We start from the raw sequence: 16923 nt of genomic DNA, 5'->3' as shown, positions 1-16923 counted from the left end.
CGACGGACACATGACGTGTTCCGATTATTCGTAGCGGACTTCAACTGCCTGCAGATACGCCTCAAGGGTGTCAAGCTGTTTCAGCACCTCGACGAGATTGCCGTCATTCGCCGCCAGTTCCATATCCCGCCCGATTTCCGATATCCTCGAAAAGCCGTAACAGCCGCCGGACCCCTTCAAGCCGTGGGCGATAGTCCGCACATCGTCGAACTGACCATTGACCGCAAGTTCACGGATGACAGAGCCTTCAGTCTTTCTCCCCTCCAGGTAGGCCGGGATGATGTCTTCAAGGTCTGGATCGCAGGCGACCACTATTTTATCCGGCAAATTGTCGCTATCCATGTTCGTTCCCTGCTTCCCGTTGGTCCCTAGTCGTTGTTGGTATTCTCCGACAATTTCCAGCAGCTTGTCCTTTTTGATCGGTTTGGTCAGGTGCGCGGTACAACCGGCATCAAGGCTTCTTAACTGATCTTCCTTGAGTGCGTTGGCGGTGAGCGCGATCACCGGCAGCGGCGCCCGGCCCGTCTCCCGCTCCCATTCCCGCACCAGGCGCACTGCCGTGTAGCCATCCATGACCGGCATCTCCATATCCATGAGAACCACGTCATATCCCCCCCTCTTGATCTTTGCGAGGGCTTCCTCGCCATTCACCGCACACTCTACCGTGTGCTCGGTGCGCCGAAAATAGGCCGTCAGCACGGTACGGTTCGCAAGATTGTCGTCCACGATCAGGATAGAGAGCGGTCTGCCGAGCTTATCTCCAGGAAGTTGCTCTTTCATAAGCGGCTCTTCTGTACTGCACGTGATGGTGAAAGGTACTGTGAAATGGAAGCAGCTCCCCTTCTCAACGGTGCTCTCAACACCAATCTCACCCCCCATCATCCCCACAAGGTGACGGGAGATTGCCAGCCCCAGCCCTGTCCCGCCATAGCGCCGGGTGGTTGATGAATCCGCCTGACTGAAACTCTCGAAGATGGTGTCCAGCTTTTCCGGCGCTATGCCGATGCCGGTGTCGGTCACGGAAAACCTGATCAGTACTTCGGCATCGGATTGTTGGATCGGCTCAACCTCCAGGAGTACACTCCCGCCGCTGTCAGTGAATTTCACGGCATTCCCCACCAGATTGATCAGCACCTGCCGCAACCGCAGCGAATCTCCCATGAGCCAGTCCGGAACACCGGATTTCACCGAGAAGGAATACGTTACCCTCTTTGCGGACGCTTTCATCGACGTGATATCCGTCAGTTGCCGGATGCAGTCACGAAGGCTGAAGGGTACAAAATCCAGCTGTAGCATGCCGGCTTCGATCTTCGACAGGTCAAGGATGTCGTTAATCAGCCCCTGCAAGGTTTCGCCCGCGGAATGAACAACCGACAGATACCCTGATTGTTCGCCGTCAAGACTGGTTTCCGCCAGAAGGTCGCTCATGCCGATGATTGCATTGAGGGGCGTTCTGATCTCATGGCTCATGCCGGCCAGAAACTCGCTCTTTGCCCTGTTCGCCTGCTCGGCCCGGTCCCGCGCGACTTTCTCCAGTTGTGCGATATTGGCGAGCTCTTCCTGGAGTTGCTTCTGCTTTTCGATTTCCTCACGAACCCCCACAAAGTGGGTGATTTCCCCCTGTTCGTCGTAGATGGGCGAAATGGATGCCATAACCCACACAAGGCTGCCGTCCTTGCGGCGATTATGGAATTCTCCGTACCATTCGCGCCCTGAAAGGATGGTCTCCCACAGCTCTTTATAGAACTCCGGCGGGTGGGTCGGACCTTTCATGATGCGCGGATTCTGGCCTCGCAATTCTTCAAGGGCATAGCCGGTGATCTGGCAGGATTTGGGATTGACGTACTCGATGTGCCCGTTCCGGTCGGTAATGATAATGGATACCGGGCTATGCTCCACGGCGGCGGAAAGCATCCGCAGAGATGCATTGATCCGTTTCTGTTCAGTGATGTCCCGGAGCAACCCCACGGCATTCCATGCTCCGTTGAGGAAAACCGCGGACAGCGACAGGGCGACTGCGATTTCCTGACCATCCTTGCGCCGAGCGAAGAGCTCAAGGGTTTTGCCCACGGCATTGCCGGAGCCGGTCCGCTGGAACTCGGAGAATGCCGTAAGGTGGCCGGCCAGATAGCGCGCGGGGGTCAGAAGGTCGTGGAGGTTCTTGCCGAGAGCCTCTGCCGCGCTGTACCCAAGAATCTGCTCGGCGGCGGGATTCCAGTAGGAAATGGAACCCCGGTGGTCCATCATGAGGATTGCGTCGTGGGCAGAATTGGTGATGCTGCGGAGTTGCAACTCACTGTTTTCAGCCGCCTCCTTGGCAATCCGCAGTTCGGCGGTCCGATCCGTGACCCGGTGTTCAAGTTCCTCATTGACTGCGGTCAGTTCGGAGAAGCTATTCTGCAGGGCATTTTCCATCAGCCGGAAGTTATCCTGAAGCTCCTGCTCCTCCCTGACCTCCGCGGGGCGCCAGGATATCTGTTCCCCCTTTGCAATCCTGACCGGAAGCTGACTGGTAACCTTTCCCAGCATGGCAATGGGCGCCAGCAACCGCCTGCTGAAATAGCGGGACAGGCCAACCACCACCAGTGTCAGTATTGCCAGTACCCCCAGCAGGATAGACGCGCGGTTGTTGATCTCCCTGAGTGACGGTGCCAGCGAGGATTGCACCACCAGCCGGAAGCCTGATTTCGGTTCCAGCGCAATCTCGGTCATATAGAACGAACGGGTCCAGCGTTTCATGGGGCCGACCCCTGGTTGGGGATCGGGAACCCATTGACTCACATTACTACCGACCGAATGCAGCCGCCCCCCCTTGGGCAACGCAAACTGCTCCAGAAACTTCTTGCCGCTGTCAGTGGAGGCAACAACCCGGCGTTGTCTGTCCAGCAACGTCAGATTGACATCCCGCTTGCCGACTATCCCCTTCAGCAGTGCAGCTGGATGACCGAGAGATACCACGCTGAAAACAGCCCCCCTGTATTCCCCTTCCACCAGACAAGGGGCCAGGATGATGAGACGGGGGCCGGGAACGCCTATCTTGCCCATGAAGGCATCGAAGACTTTCGGGTGCGACGGGTCATTCAGCTCTGCTATGTAGGGACGGTCACCCAGCCAGACCCCGATGGTGGAGGCTCCCTTTTCGTCAAGGCTGGGTGAAAAGGCGCGAGTGACATGGTTGCGGCCCATGACCCCCAGCCGGTAGGTGTCGCTGCCATGGGCGGCATGGTATTGTTCAAGGAGCCGCTGCATCTCCTGGGACGGGGCGTGATCAGGGTCACGGACCAGTTTGACAAGCATGTCCAGCTTGTGCTGCTCTTCGTCCAGCCAACTTGAAACCGTAAGGTTGCCCACTTCAGCGGTGCGGGCGGTACTTTCCTGCAGGCGCGTCATCTGCTGGCTGAAATACCAGCTTGTATCGAGAAAGGCAAAAACGAACGCCGGTACCAGCACCACTCCCTCCAGGACGACTCCCAACCATTTGCGCAGCGAAGGAAGTTCGGTGCCGCCCCGCAACCGCCAACTCAGCAGAAAGAGAGCCTCGGCAATCAGGGTGTTGATGATGCCGTTCATCCCCTGCTTCAGGGCGACCAGCAGAGTGGCGCCGGCATTGAATCCCATGACCTGGTGATAGAACAGCCATACCAGCACGAGGCCGCCGCTGACCCAGTAGATGATGTCGCCGATCATCAGGTCCAGGCGTTTGCGGTTTCTCAGCCAACCGGCACAGAGGGCCTCGCAGCCGAAAATGATGATGGCCCAGGGGTGGTGCCACTGTACCCAGGTGCATCCCGCGGCAATCACCGCTGCCAACAGGCCCGTGGCCGGCCCGAACCGCAGCAGGGCGAACATGCTGAACACGGAGCCGAACAGAAAGTCCACGTTGAAGAACAGTGACAGTTTGAACCAGTTGACGAGAAAGCCGGCGCTCCCCAAGAGGACGCCGGCCATCAGTTCGCGTCTATTCATAGAAGAACACCTTCATCGGTTTCCAGGAAATCCGGCTTCCATCGACGCCAGCAGTTCTTGCCGCCCCTCTTCGCTTCGTACATGGCTTTGTCCGCATGGGTCATGAGAAGTTCCACGGCATCTCCGTCATCGGGATAGATGCTGATCCCCACCGAAGCCCCTATCCGGCAGGTGATGCCGGAAATATCGAATGGTTGTGACAGAACCGAAATGATCTTCTCGGCCACGGTCGTCGGACCGTCAAATGACTTTGCTCCACGCACGATAACGCAAAATTCGTCACCTCCCATGCGGGCCACGGTGTCGGAAGCCCTGGCACACCCGCTCATGCGTTGCCCCGCCATGACCAGGAGTGCGTCTCCGGTCTTGTGGCCATGGTTGTCATTTACCGCCTTGAACGCGTCGAGGTCCACAAACAGGAGACCGAAATTGTCTCCGCTCCGTTTCGATTCCACAACGGCACGCTCCAGACGTTCGAAGAAGAGCAGGCGATTTGGCAGGCCGGTCAGCTTGTCAAAATGGGCCATCTGCCGAAGCTGTTCTTCCGACTCCTCCAACCGGTGGTTCTTTTCCTGCAGCCCAAGGTTGGTGCACGCCAGTTCCCGCTCCAGACTCACGATCCTCTCCGCAGCCTTGATGCGCACCTTGAGTTCTTCCTTGTTAAAGGGCTTCCCGATAAAATCGTCGGCCCCGGCCTCCATTCCGGCCACCACGTCATCTCTCCTGGCGGTCAGCATGATGATATAGGTGTATTCCGTAAATCCCGCCTCCCTTATACGCCGGCAGAGGGCCGGACCTTCGAGATCAGGCATGACCCAGTCGGTGATAACAATACTGGGCCGATGCTCCCAGATGAGCCTCCACCCGGTTTCGCCATCGGATGCACCAAGAGCGTCATATCCCCACGATTTGAGGTACTGTCCCAGTAGCGTGCGGATTTCCGGCTTATCGTCTATGTAAAGGATTTTCATAGGGTTCTTCCGATGAATGCTATTACTGTGCCCAATAGTTCCCACTCCGGGGACATGATGCCGGTTGCCGTTAAACACCAGTACCAAACGGAATATATGTAGTTTTGCAAGAGTATCCGGAGTCAAACTGTTGGCTTCAATGGGGGCGGGGTTATGACCGTTCGGCGACGGCGATAGCATTTGCTTTCTTCCATCAAACCGACTAGCATAGCGCCGCAATTCATTACGGCGGCGAGGCGATTCACGTGAAGGTCCTCTTCATCCATCCCTTTGGCAGCAACTGGCTGGGGACCGGAACCGACATAACCACCATTTTCAATCTCATGCCCCCCCTGGGAATGCTCAGCATCGCCGCCTTTCTGGAGGCCCGGGGCATCAGCACCGACGTCATCGACTGCTATGCCACGCCGATGCCGGCTGAGGCCCTGGTGGCCGAGGTCATCCGCCGCAGCCCGGATGTGGTCGGCTTTTCCTGCACAACTTCGTCATTCCTGGAAGGCTGCTCCATCGCCGAACGGATCAAGGAAAAGGCTCCCGGAATCACGACAGTGTTCGGCGGCGCCCATGCCTGCTCCGTTGGAGTCAGTCTATTGGACAGCTTCCCGGCCATCGACTACCTGGTGATCGGCGAAGGGGAACAGACCTTTTTCGAGCTGGTGACCAACCTGGACCGAGGTGGAAGCGGCATCCCGGGCGTCGGCTACCGGAAGAATGGCAAGGGAGTCATCAGCGCTCTCCGCGAGCATATCGCCAACCTTGACGACCTCCCCTTCCCGGCCTACCACCGTCTTCACCAGTTCCCCAAACGCTACACCCTTCCCCTCTTCAGCTATCCGAAGGCGCCCAACACCAGCATCATCTCCAGCCGGGGCTGCCCCTACCAGTGCTCCTACTGCGACCGTTCTGTCTTCTCCCGGGGATTCCGCTTCAACTCGCCGGAGTACATCGTCGAGCACCTGAAGATGCTGAACCGCGACTATGGCATCCGACACGTCTTTTTCTACGACGATCTCTTCACCACCGACCGCGCCCGGGTAGCCCGTTTCTGCGAACTGAAGGAGCGGGAGCGGCTACCGGTGACCTACAACTGCATCGCCCGGCTGGAGCATGTGGACGCGGAACTGCTGCGCCTCCTCAAACGCTCCGGCTGCTGGCAGGTCAATTTCGGCATCGAGTCGGGGGACCCGGAGGTTATCAAGAAGCACCGCAAATTCTACGGCCTGGACGAAGTACAACGGAAACTGCTGTTAGTAAGAGATACGGGAATGCGGGTAAAGGGACTCTTCATGGTGGGGCTGCCGGGAGAGACCGAAGAATCCATCCGCCGGACCATCGACTACGCCCTGGCCCTCCCCCTGGACGAGATCAACGTCACCAAGTTCACCCCCTTTCCCGGCGCGCCGCTCTACGCTACCATCCGCGAACACGGAGAATTCGACGAGAACTGGCCGCTGATGAACTGCCTCAACTTCGTCTTTGTCCCCCACGGCATGACCAGGGAACAGCTGGAAGGACTCTACAACGAGTTCATCAGCCGCTTCTACCGCCGGAGCCGCATCCATTGGGGCTACACGAAGATGCTCTGGAAGTCGCCCCACAGCGTGGCTACCTTTCTGCGGCACCTGCCGGAGATCCTTGCCTTTGAACTGAAGCAGAAGTGGTGACTGATGTGATCCTTACGGATAGCCAAGCGCGAATCGTCAACAGGAGTCGGGGCATGAAGCCTTATCTCAATCTGGCAGCATTGCTGGTCTCTGGGCCTCTCCTCGCCACCTCCCCCTGCATCGCCGCCGAATTGCCATCCGTTGCCACCGCCGGCCACGAATGGGCATTCCTCGCCGGCTACGGCATCACCCACCGGGGCTTCGGCGCCACCCGCACCCAGGTGCAGACCGCCGATGCCATCGGCCGCTTCGGCTGGTTTCTGTCGGACGAGGTGGGGAAAGGGTCATGGTACCAGGGGCGTCACGAACTGCTGGTGGAGCTTCCCATCCATCTGGCGGTCGATCAGGGAGGCCGGATCATGACCGGCGGCTACCTTCTCGGTAGCTGGAAATTCACCGGACTGGCGGACAAGAGACTGTACCCCTACGTCTTTGCCGGCGGTGGGGTCCTCTTCGTGGACCTGGGTCTCCCCACCATGGGGACGCGGCTTGACTTCTCCTATCAGGGAGGAGCCGGCATCCAGTACCTCATCGGGAAGGATACGGCCATCATGGGGGAATACCGCTACCACCATGTCTCCAACGCTGGCACCGCCGACCCCAACGAGCCGCTGAACTCCAGCAAGTTCCTGGTGGGGGTGTCGTGGTTTTTCTGAAATTGGGCCCAGGGAAAATGTGAACAGTGACCGAGCAATCGGTTGGGTTCCTAAACTGAAAAAGCATGAATTCCTGATGGAACTCATGCTTTTTCAGTTTAACTACTTATTCTCAACCCGTCTTGCACAACGAGTTAGAACTGTTAAGGAGCAAGGTTGTCGGACATGCCGTGAGGAGGTCTGCCCCATCCGCTATAACCTGCGTCGGTGTGACAACCGTAGCACTTCCCGAGAGGTGCTGCTTTACCGCCATTGAAGGTTGTATAAAATATGTTTTCCCAGGAAATCTTGGAAGGAATCTCAGCATGGGGCGAACCGTGACACGAAGTACACAGGATCTTGTTGTCCGCGTGTCCGCGGCTATTCAGGTACGCGCCGCCGAACTGGATCTTTCCGTACTGCTCGATCTGCGAATTGGTCCACTCCCCAATGTTGTTCTTGTGGCAGTTGGAACATCTCGGCAACGTCCGATACGACCAGGGGTCCAGAAGTTGTCCGGTTGCAAACCGCATATTGAGGTCTCCGTGGCAATCAGAGCATTTGAAATCAAGCTTCTTGCCACTTGCGGTCGTCATATTGACGTGGAGGCCACGCATGCACCCCACCGTTTCCTTGCCGGGATGGCAGGCTTCACAGGACTCCTTGAAGCCTAGCGCTGCATAGCGGGTGTGGAATTCGTTTTTCAGATTGTGTCCCTGATGGAGCGCCATACTCAGGGTCATCGTCTTGGCGGGGATCGGAAGTCTGAGCCCTGCCGCCTTCGGGTAAAGGCTCAGAGGATACCCGGGAGTTTTCCCTCCGACAGCAGGATCCACGTGACAACGGCTGCAACGGACCGGGATCCCTGCCTGGGTAAGTTTCAGAAGGTCCGTGTTGTGCTTGAGATCATGGGGCGCGAGCATGGTCTGACGGAAACTGTCGAGCGGATTCGCCGGATACTGCCCAAACTTATCCTTGTAAATCTCCCTGTGGCAGGTGCAGCAGTTGGCAAAGGCCACAGGAGTTGTTGTGTTGGTATTCTGGGCAAGCACTGCGCCGGTCACGGCGTCCTTTACCGTAACGGTTACCTTGGGGAATGCCTGGCGGATATCGCCAAAGGCATCCTTGAACGTTCCTTCACCACCTGCCGGCTGTTTCGGAGGGAAAACCGGAATAAGCTCAGCCACCCACATGTTGTGTTCAGGCTTGGAGACAAATTTGCCCGATTTCAGGGGAGTGCCGACTATGGAAACCGGATTCGTCCGGCTCACCTTTGCCCACCCCTCCTGGGTCGGATACATCTTATTGGCGTTGTCGAGGTAGGTCAGATACTGGGGGTCCGTCATCAACTGGTCAGCAAATGGCACCGAATACTCGACCCTGATCTTGGCAGGATCAGTAACTATTTCCGAACCGTTGAAAACCTGTGCCCGAAGAGTGTTGGCTGGCGGAAGTATTGAGATGAGGGATGAATCCGGACAGGTGCAATGAATACCGAGATCATTGCTAACCATTACTTTCCAGCCGGTGTTTGTGGCGGTTACACCTTTTTGGGGCAGCGACAATAATACAAGAGTTAAAACTGCGCAGACCACGAGACTTACAACAAAAATCTTTTTCTTTTGCATACTTCTACCTCCCTGATGGTAAATAAAAACAGCCGGGTTGCCATATATATCAATTGATATTTCGGCAACCCGGCTGTCTCAGGGAGACCCTGTGGGCTTTCCGCCCCATCCTCGCGGATGGTTTAGTATTATCGTCTATCACAGATGCATCGTGAGTTTGTGAATGTTTGGCAATAAGTACCAAACATCAAAAACGGGATCAAGTTTTTTATCTATATTTTTATATAATAATATTAAACAAATTAAGAGTATTTGGAAAGAGAGAGAAGCCCCGTGGTTTTTTTAAAATTAACCCACACCAACCTCTTGACACATGAACATTAGTAAATAGAATGATCGGGATTAGAATATTTTGTAATATTGTAGACTACCCCCACGGATACTTGGAGGAATGCGATGCGACGCTTGCTACTTCAATTTTGCATAATGATCATGGCTGCTATCTTCACCACCGGCTTTGCCCCAATCCGCCAGGAACACGACGATATTGACTGCAAACCAGGAGATGTGATCATCGGCAAGACCACAAAACGCCAGATAGTCGAGTTGTGCGGCCTTGCACCCTCAACCCGGATTGTCGGCAATTACGAAATTCTTGAATATCACGATATGTCGGCGAAGGTTGGTAAGGCAATTGGACTGGGAGCACTTGGTGCGCTGGCCGGAGGAATTCCGTTGGAAAGGTTGGCTGGCAACTATAAGAAGGAGGCGATTGTTTTTGTCGATATTACTTCAGGAATAGTGCGGGATTACTACTACCACAATTATGATGACAATAAGGGGCATGATCTATCCGAGACTACTCTCCTTCAAGCTGATGATATGATAGAAGACGGTAATGTGGATGAGGCCATAGCACTGTTAAAGCAGGCCATATCTCAAAACAAGAATAACCATCGCGCTATTAACACTCTAGCCTGGCTCTTGGCTGAAATGAATATCGACTCTAAAGCGGCATTGACATACGCCCAAATGGCAGTTGAAATATTCCCTGACTCTCCATACAACAACGGCACCCTTGGTATCGCGTACATGCGTAACAATGATCGTGAAAATGCCAAAAAACACTTGGAAAAGGCACTTAATTTGTTTGCGCTTTACTTTCCTAACGCAGAAAAAGCGATTGAGCACGATAAAGCTTGGTTGAAATTTGCAAGCGGTGAATATACTACATCTGAGAGATAAATTTAATAACGACATAAACACTAGGAGGGAGTCATGATCAGAAATCACCATATTTTATCGGGCGGCAACTTCATAAGGTTATTTTTGCTTTTCCCGCTGATAATGATGTTAACTGCGTGTGGACCATCCCATATGGTCAAGAAGGAAGAACCGCTGGACATCATGACTGTAAAGCCAAAGAGTGGCAAGGCAGCGCTTGTAATAGCTAGGACAACTAATTTTGGCGGGGCAGTCAATTTTTTTACTCACCTTGATAAAAAATTTATCGGTTTAACTAAAGGAAAAGGTTGTTTTGTCAAGACCGACATAGAGCCAGGTTTACAATATCTCATTGCTAGAACTGAAAGCCTTGAAACAGGTAAAATCCAATTTGAGCCGGATACTGTATATTATGTTCAGCAATCGCCTCGCATTGGATGGTGGGTGGCGCGTGTCACCTTAAGCCCTGTAACTGCCGAGCATATGCTTTCCGAAATAGGCAACGATGGCTGTACGTTCTATGAACTTGATCCAGCAGACCCGTATGAAGACTTGTCTGATCACGAATACCAGGAAGCCGTTACCGACTATGAGCGGGAAATTACCGAGGGGTACCATAAGGAGTTTACAGAATACAAGGGCAGGAAGATTCACTAATGACGGGCGTAAAGACTGGCGAGAGCCTGGCAGCCGTCCTCGAAGCTTTTCTGAGATTCCGCCTGCACTAAACGCAACAAGGGGGAGGTGTCGTTGAGCACCTCCCCCTTGTTGCACCTGGCAAATCTCTTCCGTACAGACACGCCTGATTCAGATCCCCTCGCTCTTGATACGTTCGATCAGTTCGTCTGGATCGAGCACGTTAGGTTTGCCGACGTAATCGGCCTTGTTTCTGGTTACCAGCGCGTCACATCCGTTTCTCTCGCAGATAACATATTGCACCGCGTCCTCGAAATCGTTCATGCCCGAATGAAGCGCCTCCCGGAAACCATTCTCATCGATATCCGCCAGTCTGAACGTATCGAGGAGGTCGGTAATGAAATCACGGGCCTTATCCGGTCCGGCGTGTTTGTTGATAATGTAAAAAATGTCCGTAATACTGGTATTGGAGAGACAACCAGTTATCACCTTCTGCTCCGCCAGCCGCCACAGAAGGGTCGCATGCTCCACGAACGGCTTCCTGTTCAGGGCAATGTCAAGGACAACATTGGTATCGATAAGCACCTTCACGGGGCTTTCCGTTCCAGAGCCAGGCGGCGTTCGGCTTTCCAGTCGCCAAGCTCGGCCCCCTCGATCACCCCGATCCACTTGTCAACGGAACTCTTCTTTTTTCTCACCTTACCCAAGTCAACCGCATTGCGTTTCTCTGTTTCCTCGGTTTCAAGAAAAATTACCAAAGCGTTTGCTCTCCGTATCCCGACAGGCTTGTGCTTAAGCTCCACGATTCCGTCATGATAAATGGCTTCCACTGTTTGCGGCATGGCTCCAACCTCCCCCTGCCATCCTAGTCGATCACTTTATACTATTGATATGTATCACAAAACATCTGGTGCACTACATTAATTTTCGACCTTTTTTCGCCAACGCACTTTTGAATCGGATGGTTGCACAGACCGGCTCAACCGTAGCGATTACCCTCTCCCCCGCGTCGCCTCGTGCTCCTTGAGATAGGCCGCAGGCTTCATCATCCGCTGGGTCCGCCAGAGAACCCGGGCAATGTACGGAATCTGGCTCGGCCGGACCTGACGCATCCAGTCGAGGATGCTCTTCTCGCCGGAGGTGTTGAGAATCGAGCGGCGCCAGGTTTCGGCGTAGAGCTCGAAGAACCGCTTCGCCCCGATGCGCGGCTCCCAGAGCAGATGGTGCATGTCGAAGTTGGACCATGGCTGATCAGAGATGCGCGGTTTCATCTCACGGTAGTGGTCGGTACCCGGCAGAGGGGTATGAATGGTGAAGCCGGCCCGCTGCAGGCCATACTGCGCCACGAAATCCCAGAGCTCGCGGAATTCCTCCTCGCCCCAGTCGTGGCCCACAAGGAAGTTGCCGTTGATTCCGTATTTGAGCTCCCGGGCGATCCGGACCCCCTCGATGCTCTCCGCAAGCCCCGCGTCCTTGTCGAGACCGGAGAGCCCCTTGTCGCTGGCCGCCTCAAGGCCCAGGAATATGTCGAAGTCCTTGGCCAGTGGACGCCAGGCCGCCATAATGTCGGCGCTCCGGCAGATGAGGTCGGTGCGGGTCTGGACGAGGATCCAGCGCTTGCGGACCCCGCGCTTCTTCAGGGCCTCGGCCATCTCGATGCTCCGTTCCCGGTTGTACCAGAAGAGGTCGTCGGCCACGAAGATGGAATCACCGGCAGTGGCGAAGTCCTCCACCACCGTTTCAATGCTCCGCTCGCGCACCGACCGGCCGTAGAGCTGCCAGACAGAGCAGAACGAGCAGCGGTGGGGGCACCCCCGGGCGGTCTCGATGAGCCATACCGGCTTGAAGAGGAGGCAGTGGTAGTTGTTGCGGTGCCGGTCGACAAGGTGCCGCGCCGGCAGGGGAACCAGATCGAGGCAGGTCTGCTCGGGAAGAGGTGGCGTTTCCACCCATCCGTCCGCTGTCCTCAGCAGCAGCGCCGGGATGTCGGTCAGAGGCCGCGCCATTTCCAGGGCTTCCGCAAGCGCGGTGATGATCTCCTCGCCGTCGTCGAGACAGATGGCATCGATGGCATCGTCTTTGAGCGGATCGGGGAACGCCGCCGCGGCATGGCCGCCGACGAGGATGAAGGCGTCCGGCGAAACCCGGCGCACCTCACGGGCCGTGGCGATGATACGGTCGTATTCCAGGGCATGGAGACAGGTGATCCCCACCAGCCGCGGCCGTGCACGGCGGACCCAGGCAGCGGCGCCGGGGCGGAAGCGGAGATCGGCGATGGTGACGGCGTGGCCCCGGCCCAGCAGGGCTGCCCCCAGGTATTCGAGCCCCAGGGGCTCGACCCGGAAGAAGGGGCCGAGGCCAAAGGCATCGCTCCCCGGATGGGGGCGGAGAAGCAGGATGTTCATGGTTCAGCAACCTCGGGTATGTGGACGATTCGGTCCGGCCGTTCGATCCCTCCGCGCCGGAGGAAATTGTAGGCCAGGTTGACTAGCTTCCCCTTCCCTTTCATCACCCGGGAGGCGATAGCGGGGAGGCGGTACGCCTCCCACCGGGCCTCCTGCCAGCCGCGGTAGAGGCGCTCAGGAGTCATCTGCTTCGGCCGGAAGACCACCTGCCCGTGGTCGTAGCGGCTCCAGTCCTTGTGGAGCAGCCGCCCCTCGCGGTCGAACTGTTTGAAAAGCGACGTGCCGGGATAGGGGGTCAGGACGTTGAAGGTGGGGATACTGGGGGCGCACTCCTCCAGAAAACGGATCGTCCGCTCGAAGACCCCCTCGTCGTGATCGTCGAACCCGAAGATCATGGAGGCCTCCAGCACTATGCCGGCATCCCGGACACGCTTCACCAGATCGATCTGCGACGAGCCGTTGCCGGTCTTGGCGTGATTCGCATGAGGGCCGGTTACCGACTCGATGCCGACGAAGATCCCGATGCAGCCGGAGCGGGCAACCAGTTTGACCAGCTCCGGGTCTTCGGCAAAGCGGAGGTTTGCCTGTCCTCCCCAGCGGAGATTCATCCCCGCCATCCCTTCCAGGATCGGCTTGGCCCGAACCGGGTCCCCCAGGATGTTGTCGTCCACGAATACCATCAGCTTCCCCTCGAAGGAGCGGAGCTCGGCAAGGACGTCGTCGGGATTTCGGTAGCGGAAGGTGCGGCCGAAGTACGGGGTTACGGTGCAGAAGGGGCAGTCATAGGGGCATCCCCGGCTCGCCTGCACCGTCTGGGTGGTCAGGTACTGCCGTCCGGCCAGGATGTCGCGCCGGGACCAGGGGATGACGAGGCGGTCGTCGGTGGGGATCGGCGCCCGGTAGAGGGGAGCCAGACGTCCCGCCAGGAGATCGTCCAGGAGCTGTGCCCAGACCGGTTCGACCTCCCCCACGAGGACCGCATCGGCATGGGCCTGGGCCTCCTCGGGGAGCACCGTGGGATGGATTCCCCCCAGCACCACCGGCACCCCTTCCGCCCGGAACCGGTCGGCTATCTCGTAGGCCCGGACTGCCTGGTGGGTCATGGCGGTGATCCCCACGAGGTCGAACCTCTCGCCGAAGGGGACATCCTCGTGGACCTCGTCGGCCATGACCACGTCCCACTCCGGCGGCGTCACCGCGGCCACCTGCTTCAGGGAGAGGGAGGGGAGCTGAAACCGCCGCACCCACCCGAGCTTGTGGGTTGCGGGATAGACCAGGAGCAAGCGGGGACGGGACCTCATGGGAGCATCTGCCTGTCAGGGGCCGAGGACGACCGCCGTCCCGCCCCAAGGAAAACGGGAAGGGACGCGAGGGCAAAGATCATGGTTGCCCCGATGCCGTAGTTGGTGGCCCAGCCGATGGAGGCGAGGGCTCCATAATCGGCGAAGGCCAGGGAGCCGAAGCCGGCAATGGTGGTGAGGGCCGACAGGAGCACTGCCCTACCGGCCTGCACGAACTCCCGTTCCGGCATGTCCTTCCCTTCCACGCGATGTGCTATGTGCATTCCGTAGTCGTTCCCCATGCCAAGAATCGTCACCAGGACCATGGCGTTCATGAAATTGATTCCCATGCCACTGGCGGCCATAATGCCGAGCATGGCGGCAATGCCTGCGAAAACCGGGTAGAGGGAGGCAAATAATCCCAGCGCCGATGAGAAATGGGAGAGGAGGAGAAAGATAACCAGCGCCCCGCCAATGACAAATCCCCAGAGAAAACTCTGCTTCACGTCGGCAGCCAGCTGACGGCTCACCAGATCGACGCTGGTGGCACGGGCCGACGGATCGATGGCCGCCAACTCCTTCAGGAAGGCATCCTGGGGGAATTCAGCCCCTTTATAGAAAAGGTGGACCAGCAGGTGGTAACCGGCAGCGTCCCGGATCAGGTGCCGGTCCACGGCCCCCTTGAGGGGCGATGCGGCAAGCCGGGCAATGGCTTCGGTTGACGATGAGGAGCCATTTCCCCGGAGGGAGGCAAGGCCGGCGATTGTCCCTTCAAACGGTTCCACCGCAAACCCTTGCCGTTCCAGTGCATCCTTGAGCGCCCTACCCGGGTCCCTCCCCGCAAGGCCCTGGTCGATCTGACGTACAACCTCAGCCCGCACCGCGTCGTCGTTAACCAGCTGACCCAGGCTGGAGAAAGCCGCCAGCTCTCCCCGTTGACGGTAATGCTCCGCAAGGAGATCAACCCGCGCCCCCCGTGCCAGCACATCGCCGAAATCCTTACCCTCCACCGCCACCAGCATCTGTTTCGGACTCAGGCTCAGGTGCCGCTCGATCTTCTCCTGGGTGAGGAACGCCTCGGAATGGCGCGGCTGGAGGTTCTTCAGCTCCCCCTCGAAGGTGGTGAAGCAGGCCATGATACAGAAAGCCGCCACGGCGAGAAGCGATACCACTTTCACCAGCCGGGCCCGGCGACGGCTTCCCCGCCAGAGTGCGGCCAGGCCGAAGCCGGGAAGCGGCCGGTAGACAAAACGGGGCGACAGGCGCTCCATGAAGAGAAGCAGAGGCGGCAGGAGGAACAAGGTCGTATAGAGGGAAAAGAGCACCCCGAGTCCCACCAGGATACCCAGCTCAGAGAGTGCCCGCACATCGGTGATGGCCAGGGTTAGGAACGGCATGGCAGTAGTAGTGGCGGCGGTGAAGATGCCGTGTCCCGTGTCGGTGACGGCAAGCCGCAGGGCCTCATCCGGCGCCAGTCCCGCGCACCGCTCCATGTGGTAACGGTCGTAGAGGTGAACCGAATAGTCGGTGCCGAGGCCGATGATGAGCGCCATAAAAGCGAAGGAGATGATATGGATCGACGGGAGGAAGGCGCCTGCCAACCCCAGGGCCAGCACCACGCCCCCCGCGATGATGACCGGCAGGAGGAGCGTCGGCAACACCCGCCGATAGGTGGCGAAGAAGAGCAGAAGGACCACCGCCAGGGACGAGAGGATGCAGGAAAGGATGTCCCCCTTCATGGCCGCCTCGTCGATGACCGCCGACAGGTGGGCCCCGGCGCAGGATATCCGGACCCGCGCCCCTTCCCTAGCCTGGTTGATCCCCTTGGCCAGTTTCCGGGCAAAGGCCATATCCTGCACCGGACGGGCAGGCTCGGCGATGATGATCAGCACCCTGCCGTCCCGGGAGAGGAAATAGGGGGAGTTCGGGTCCAGGTCGAGGGCCTGGCTTCCGCGTTTCAGCCGGGGGGTTACGAAATCCCTCAAGGCCAGGGGATCGGCAACGACCAGATCCCGCAGACCGGCGCCGGCCTGGCTCGCCAGCTCCGTTCCCGCCCGGCGGAGGGCCTCGTCCATGGCCTTCGGCTCAAGACGCCTAAGGTAAGCCGGCACATCCGCCGGTTCGAGGAAAGAACCGGGGTGCAGCGCGGCATATCCGATGAAGTCCGCAAAGGCCCGGGCCTCCGACGGGTCGTAGATTCGGTAGATTACCCGGCGGAAGGCCGGCGCCCCGTCGACCCGAAGCTCCTTCAGCCGGCCGGCAAACGCCTCGGCCTCCGGGACGATGCGCCCCTTCTCACCTTCGAGCAGGAAATAGGCCTCGTTGGCACTGCCGGTCCACTGGAGGGAATCGAGGAAAAGACGGAGCGCCCCCTGGCGCGCCGGAAAGAGTTTGAAGACATCGGCCTCGAAACGGGTGGTAAGAATCGAGACGACTGAAAGGGCGATAAAAAACGCAAACGCGACAAAAACCATTACGGGTCGCGTGCTGGTTACCCTGAAGATCCAGGCCAGGTGGCGTTTGATGGCGGACTGGGTCGCGCCGGTTACTCTGTTCAGCATGGGTGGGGAGACT

12 protein-coding genes and 1 riboswitch are annotated in these 16923 nt (G+C 57.8%); of the genes, 4 read left to right on the top strand and 8 right to left on the bottom strand.

Annotated features, from left to right (window positions below; all coding sequences use genetic code 11):
* Positions 1-24: 24 nt before the first annotated feature.
* Positions 25-3966 carry a PAS domain S-box protein gene (locus KI811_RS04200; protein WP_214185244.1) on the bottom strand — a complete coding sequence of 1314 codons (3942 nt, stop codon included), beginning with the start codon at positions 3964-3966 and terminating at the stop codon, positions 25-27.
* Positions 3963-4937, bottom strand: a complete 975-nt coding sequence (locus KI811_RS04195; protein ID WP_214185243.1) for a two-component system response regulator — start codon at positions 4935-4937, stop codon at positions 3963-3965. Before KI811_RS04195 ends, KI811_RS04200 begins: the two co-directional genes overlap by 4 nt.
* A gap of 245 nt (positions 4938-5182) precedes the next feature.
* Between KI811_RS04195 and KI811_RS04190 the strand changes: the two genes are divergently transcribed.
* Positions 5183-6601, top strand: a complete 1419-nt coding sequence (locus KI811_RS04190; protein WP_214185242.1) for a B12-binding domain-containing radical SAM protein — start codon at positions 5183-5185, stop codon at positions 6599-6601.
* A gap of 53 nt (positions 6602-6654) precedes the next feature.
* On the top strand, positions 6655-7257 hold the full coding sequence (locus KI811_RS04185) for an acyloxyacyl hydrolase (RefSeq protein WP_214185241.1): 603 nt from the start codon (positions 6655-6657) through the stop codon (positions 7255-7257).
* 143 nt (positions 7258-7400) lie between these two features.
* On the opposite strand, the gene KI811_RS04180 is transcribed toward KI811_RS04185, so the two are convergent.
* Complete coding sequence (locus KI811_RS04180; protein ID WP_343213589.1) at positions 7401-8603, bottom strand: cytochrome C; 1203 nt, start codon at positions 8601-8603, stop codon at positions 7401-7403.
* A 321-nt stretch (positions 8604-8924) separates the two neighbouring features.
* Positions 8925-9001, bottom strand: a riboswitch (cyclic di-GMP riboswitch).
* 259 nt (positions 9002-9260) lie between these two features.
* On the opposite strand from KI811_RS04180, the gene KI811_RS04175 reads away from it, so the two are divergent.
* Positions 9261-10049, top strand: a complete 789-nt coding sequence (locus tag KI811_RS04175; RefSeq protein WP_214185239.1) for a tetratricopeptide repeat protein — start codon at positions 9261-9263, stop codon at positions 10047-10049.
* A gap of 33 nt (positions 10050-10082) precedes the next feature.
* Positions 10083-10685, top strand: coding sequence for a hypothetical protein (locus KI811_RS04170; RefSeq protein ID WP_214185238.1), 603 nt, complete (start codon positions 10083-10085; stop codon positions 10683-10685).
* Positions 10686-10835: 150 nt separating this feature from the next.
* Here the strand turns inward: KI811_RS04170 and KI811_RS04165 are convergent, their stop codons facing one another.
* The 5 genes from KI811_RS04165 to KI811_RS04145 all read right to left on the bottom strand — a co-directional run bounded on the left by KI811_RS04165 (position 10836) and on the right by KI811_RS04145 (position 16910).
* Entirely contained in the window at positions 10836-11255 is a 420-nt protein-coding gene (locus tag KI811_RS04165) for a type II toxin-antitoxin system VapC family toxin (RefSeq protein ID WP_214185237.1), read from the bottom strand.
* Complete coding sequence (locus tag KI811_RS04160; RefSeq protein ID WP_214185236.1) at positions 11252-11506, bottom strand: hypothetical protein; 255 nt, start codon at positions 11504-11506, stop codon at positions 11252-11254. The genes KI811_RS04165 and KI811_RS04160 overlap by 4 nt, the downstream gene beginning before the upstream one ends.
* Before the next feature lie 150 nt (positions 11507-11656).
* Complete coding sequence (locus tag KI811_RS04155; RefSeq protein WP_214185235.1) at positions 11657-13069, bottom strand: B12-binding domain-containing radical SAM protein; 1413 nt, start codon at positions 13067-13069, stop codon at positions 11657-11659.
* Positions 13066-14370: a B12-binding domain-containing radical SAM protein gene (locus KI811_RS04150; RefSeq protein ID WP_214185234.1), complete on the bottom strand. Its 1305-nt coding sequence runs from the start codon at positions 14368-14370 to the stop codon at positions 13066-13068. Before KI811_RS04150 ends, KI811_RS04155 begins: the two co-directional genes overlap by 4 nt.
* The gene (locus tag KI811_RS04145; protein ID WP_214185233.1) at positions 14367-16910 is read right to left on the bottom strand and encodes an MMPL family transporter; all 2544 of its coding nucleotides are present in this window, start codon (positions 16908-16910) and stop codon (positions 14367-14369) included. The genes KI811_RS04150 and KI811_RS04145 overlap by 4 nt, the downstream gene beginning before the upstream one ends.
* Between the last annotated feature and the right edge of the window lie 13 nt (positions 16911-16923).

The organism is Geobacter hydrogenophilus (assembly GCF_018501225.1).
GTDB lineage: Bacteria > Desulfobacterota > Desulfuromonadia > Geobacterales > Geobacteraceae > Geobacter > Geobacter hydrogenophilus.
This window is presented reverse-complemented; position numbering and strand designations above follow the sequence as displayed.

What these genes read in the sequence shown, in the direction of transcription:
- KI811_RS04200 (WP_214185244.1), bottom strand. Translation starts at nt 3,966, where the DNA reads ATGAATAGACGCGAACTGATGGCCGGCGTCCTCTTGGGGAGCGCCGGC.
- KI811_RS04195 (WP_214185243.1), bottom strand. Translation starts at nt 4,937, where the DNA reads ATGAAAATCCTTTACATAGACGATAAGCCGGAAATCCGCACGCTACTG.
- KI811_RS04185 (WP_214185241.1), top strand. Translation starts at nt 6,655, where the DNA reads ATGAAGCCTTATCTCAATCTGGCAGCATTGCTGGTCTCTGGGCCTCTC.
- KI811_RS04175 (WP_214185239.1), top strand. Translation starts at nt 9,261, where the DNA reads ATGCGACGCTTGCTACTTCAATTTTGCATAATGATCATGGCTGCTATC.
- KI811_RS04170 (WP_214185238.1), top strand. Translation starts at nt 10,083, where the DNA reads ATGATCAGAAATCACCATATTTTATCGGGCGGCAACTTCATAAGGTTA.
- KI811_RS04160 (WP_214185236.1), bottom strand. Translation starts at nt 11,506, where the DNA reads ATGCCGCAAACAGTGGAAGCCATTTATCATGACGGAATCGTGGAGCTT.
- KI811_RS04155 (WP_214185235.1), bottom strand. Translation starts at nt 13,069, where the DNA reads ATGAACATCCTGCTTCTCCGCCCCCATCCGGGGAGCGATGCCTTTGGC.
- KI811_RS04150 (WP_214185234.1), bottom strand. Translation starts at nt 14,370, where the DNA reads ATGAGGTCCCGTCCCCGCTTGCTCCTGGTCTATCCCGCAACCCACAAG.
- KI811_RS04145 (WP_214185233.1), bottom strand. Translation starts at nt 16,910, where the DNA reads ATGCTGAACAGAGTAACCGGCGCGACCCAGTCCGCCATCAAACGCCAC.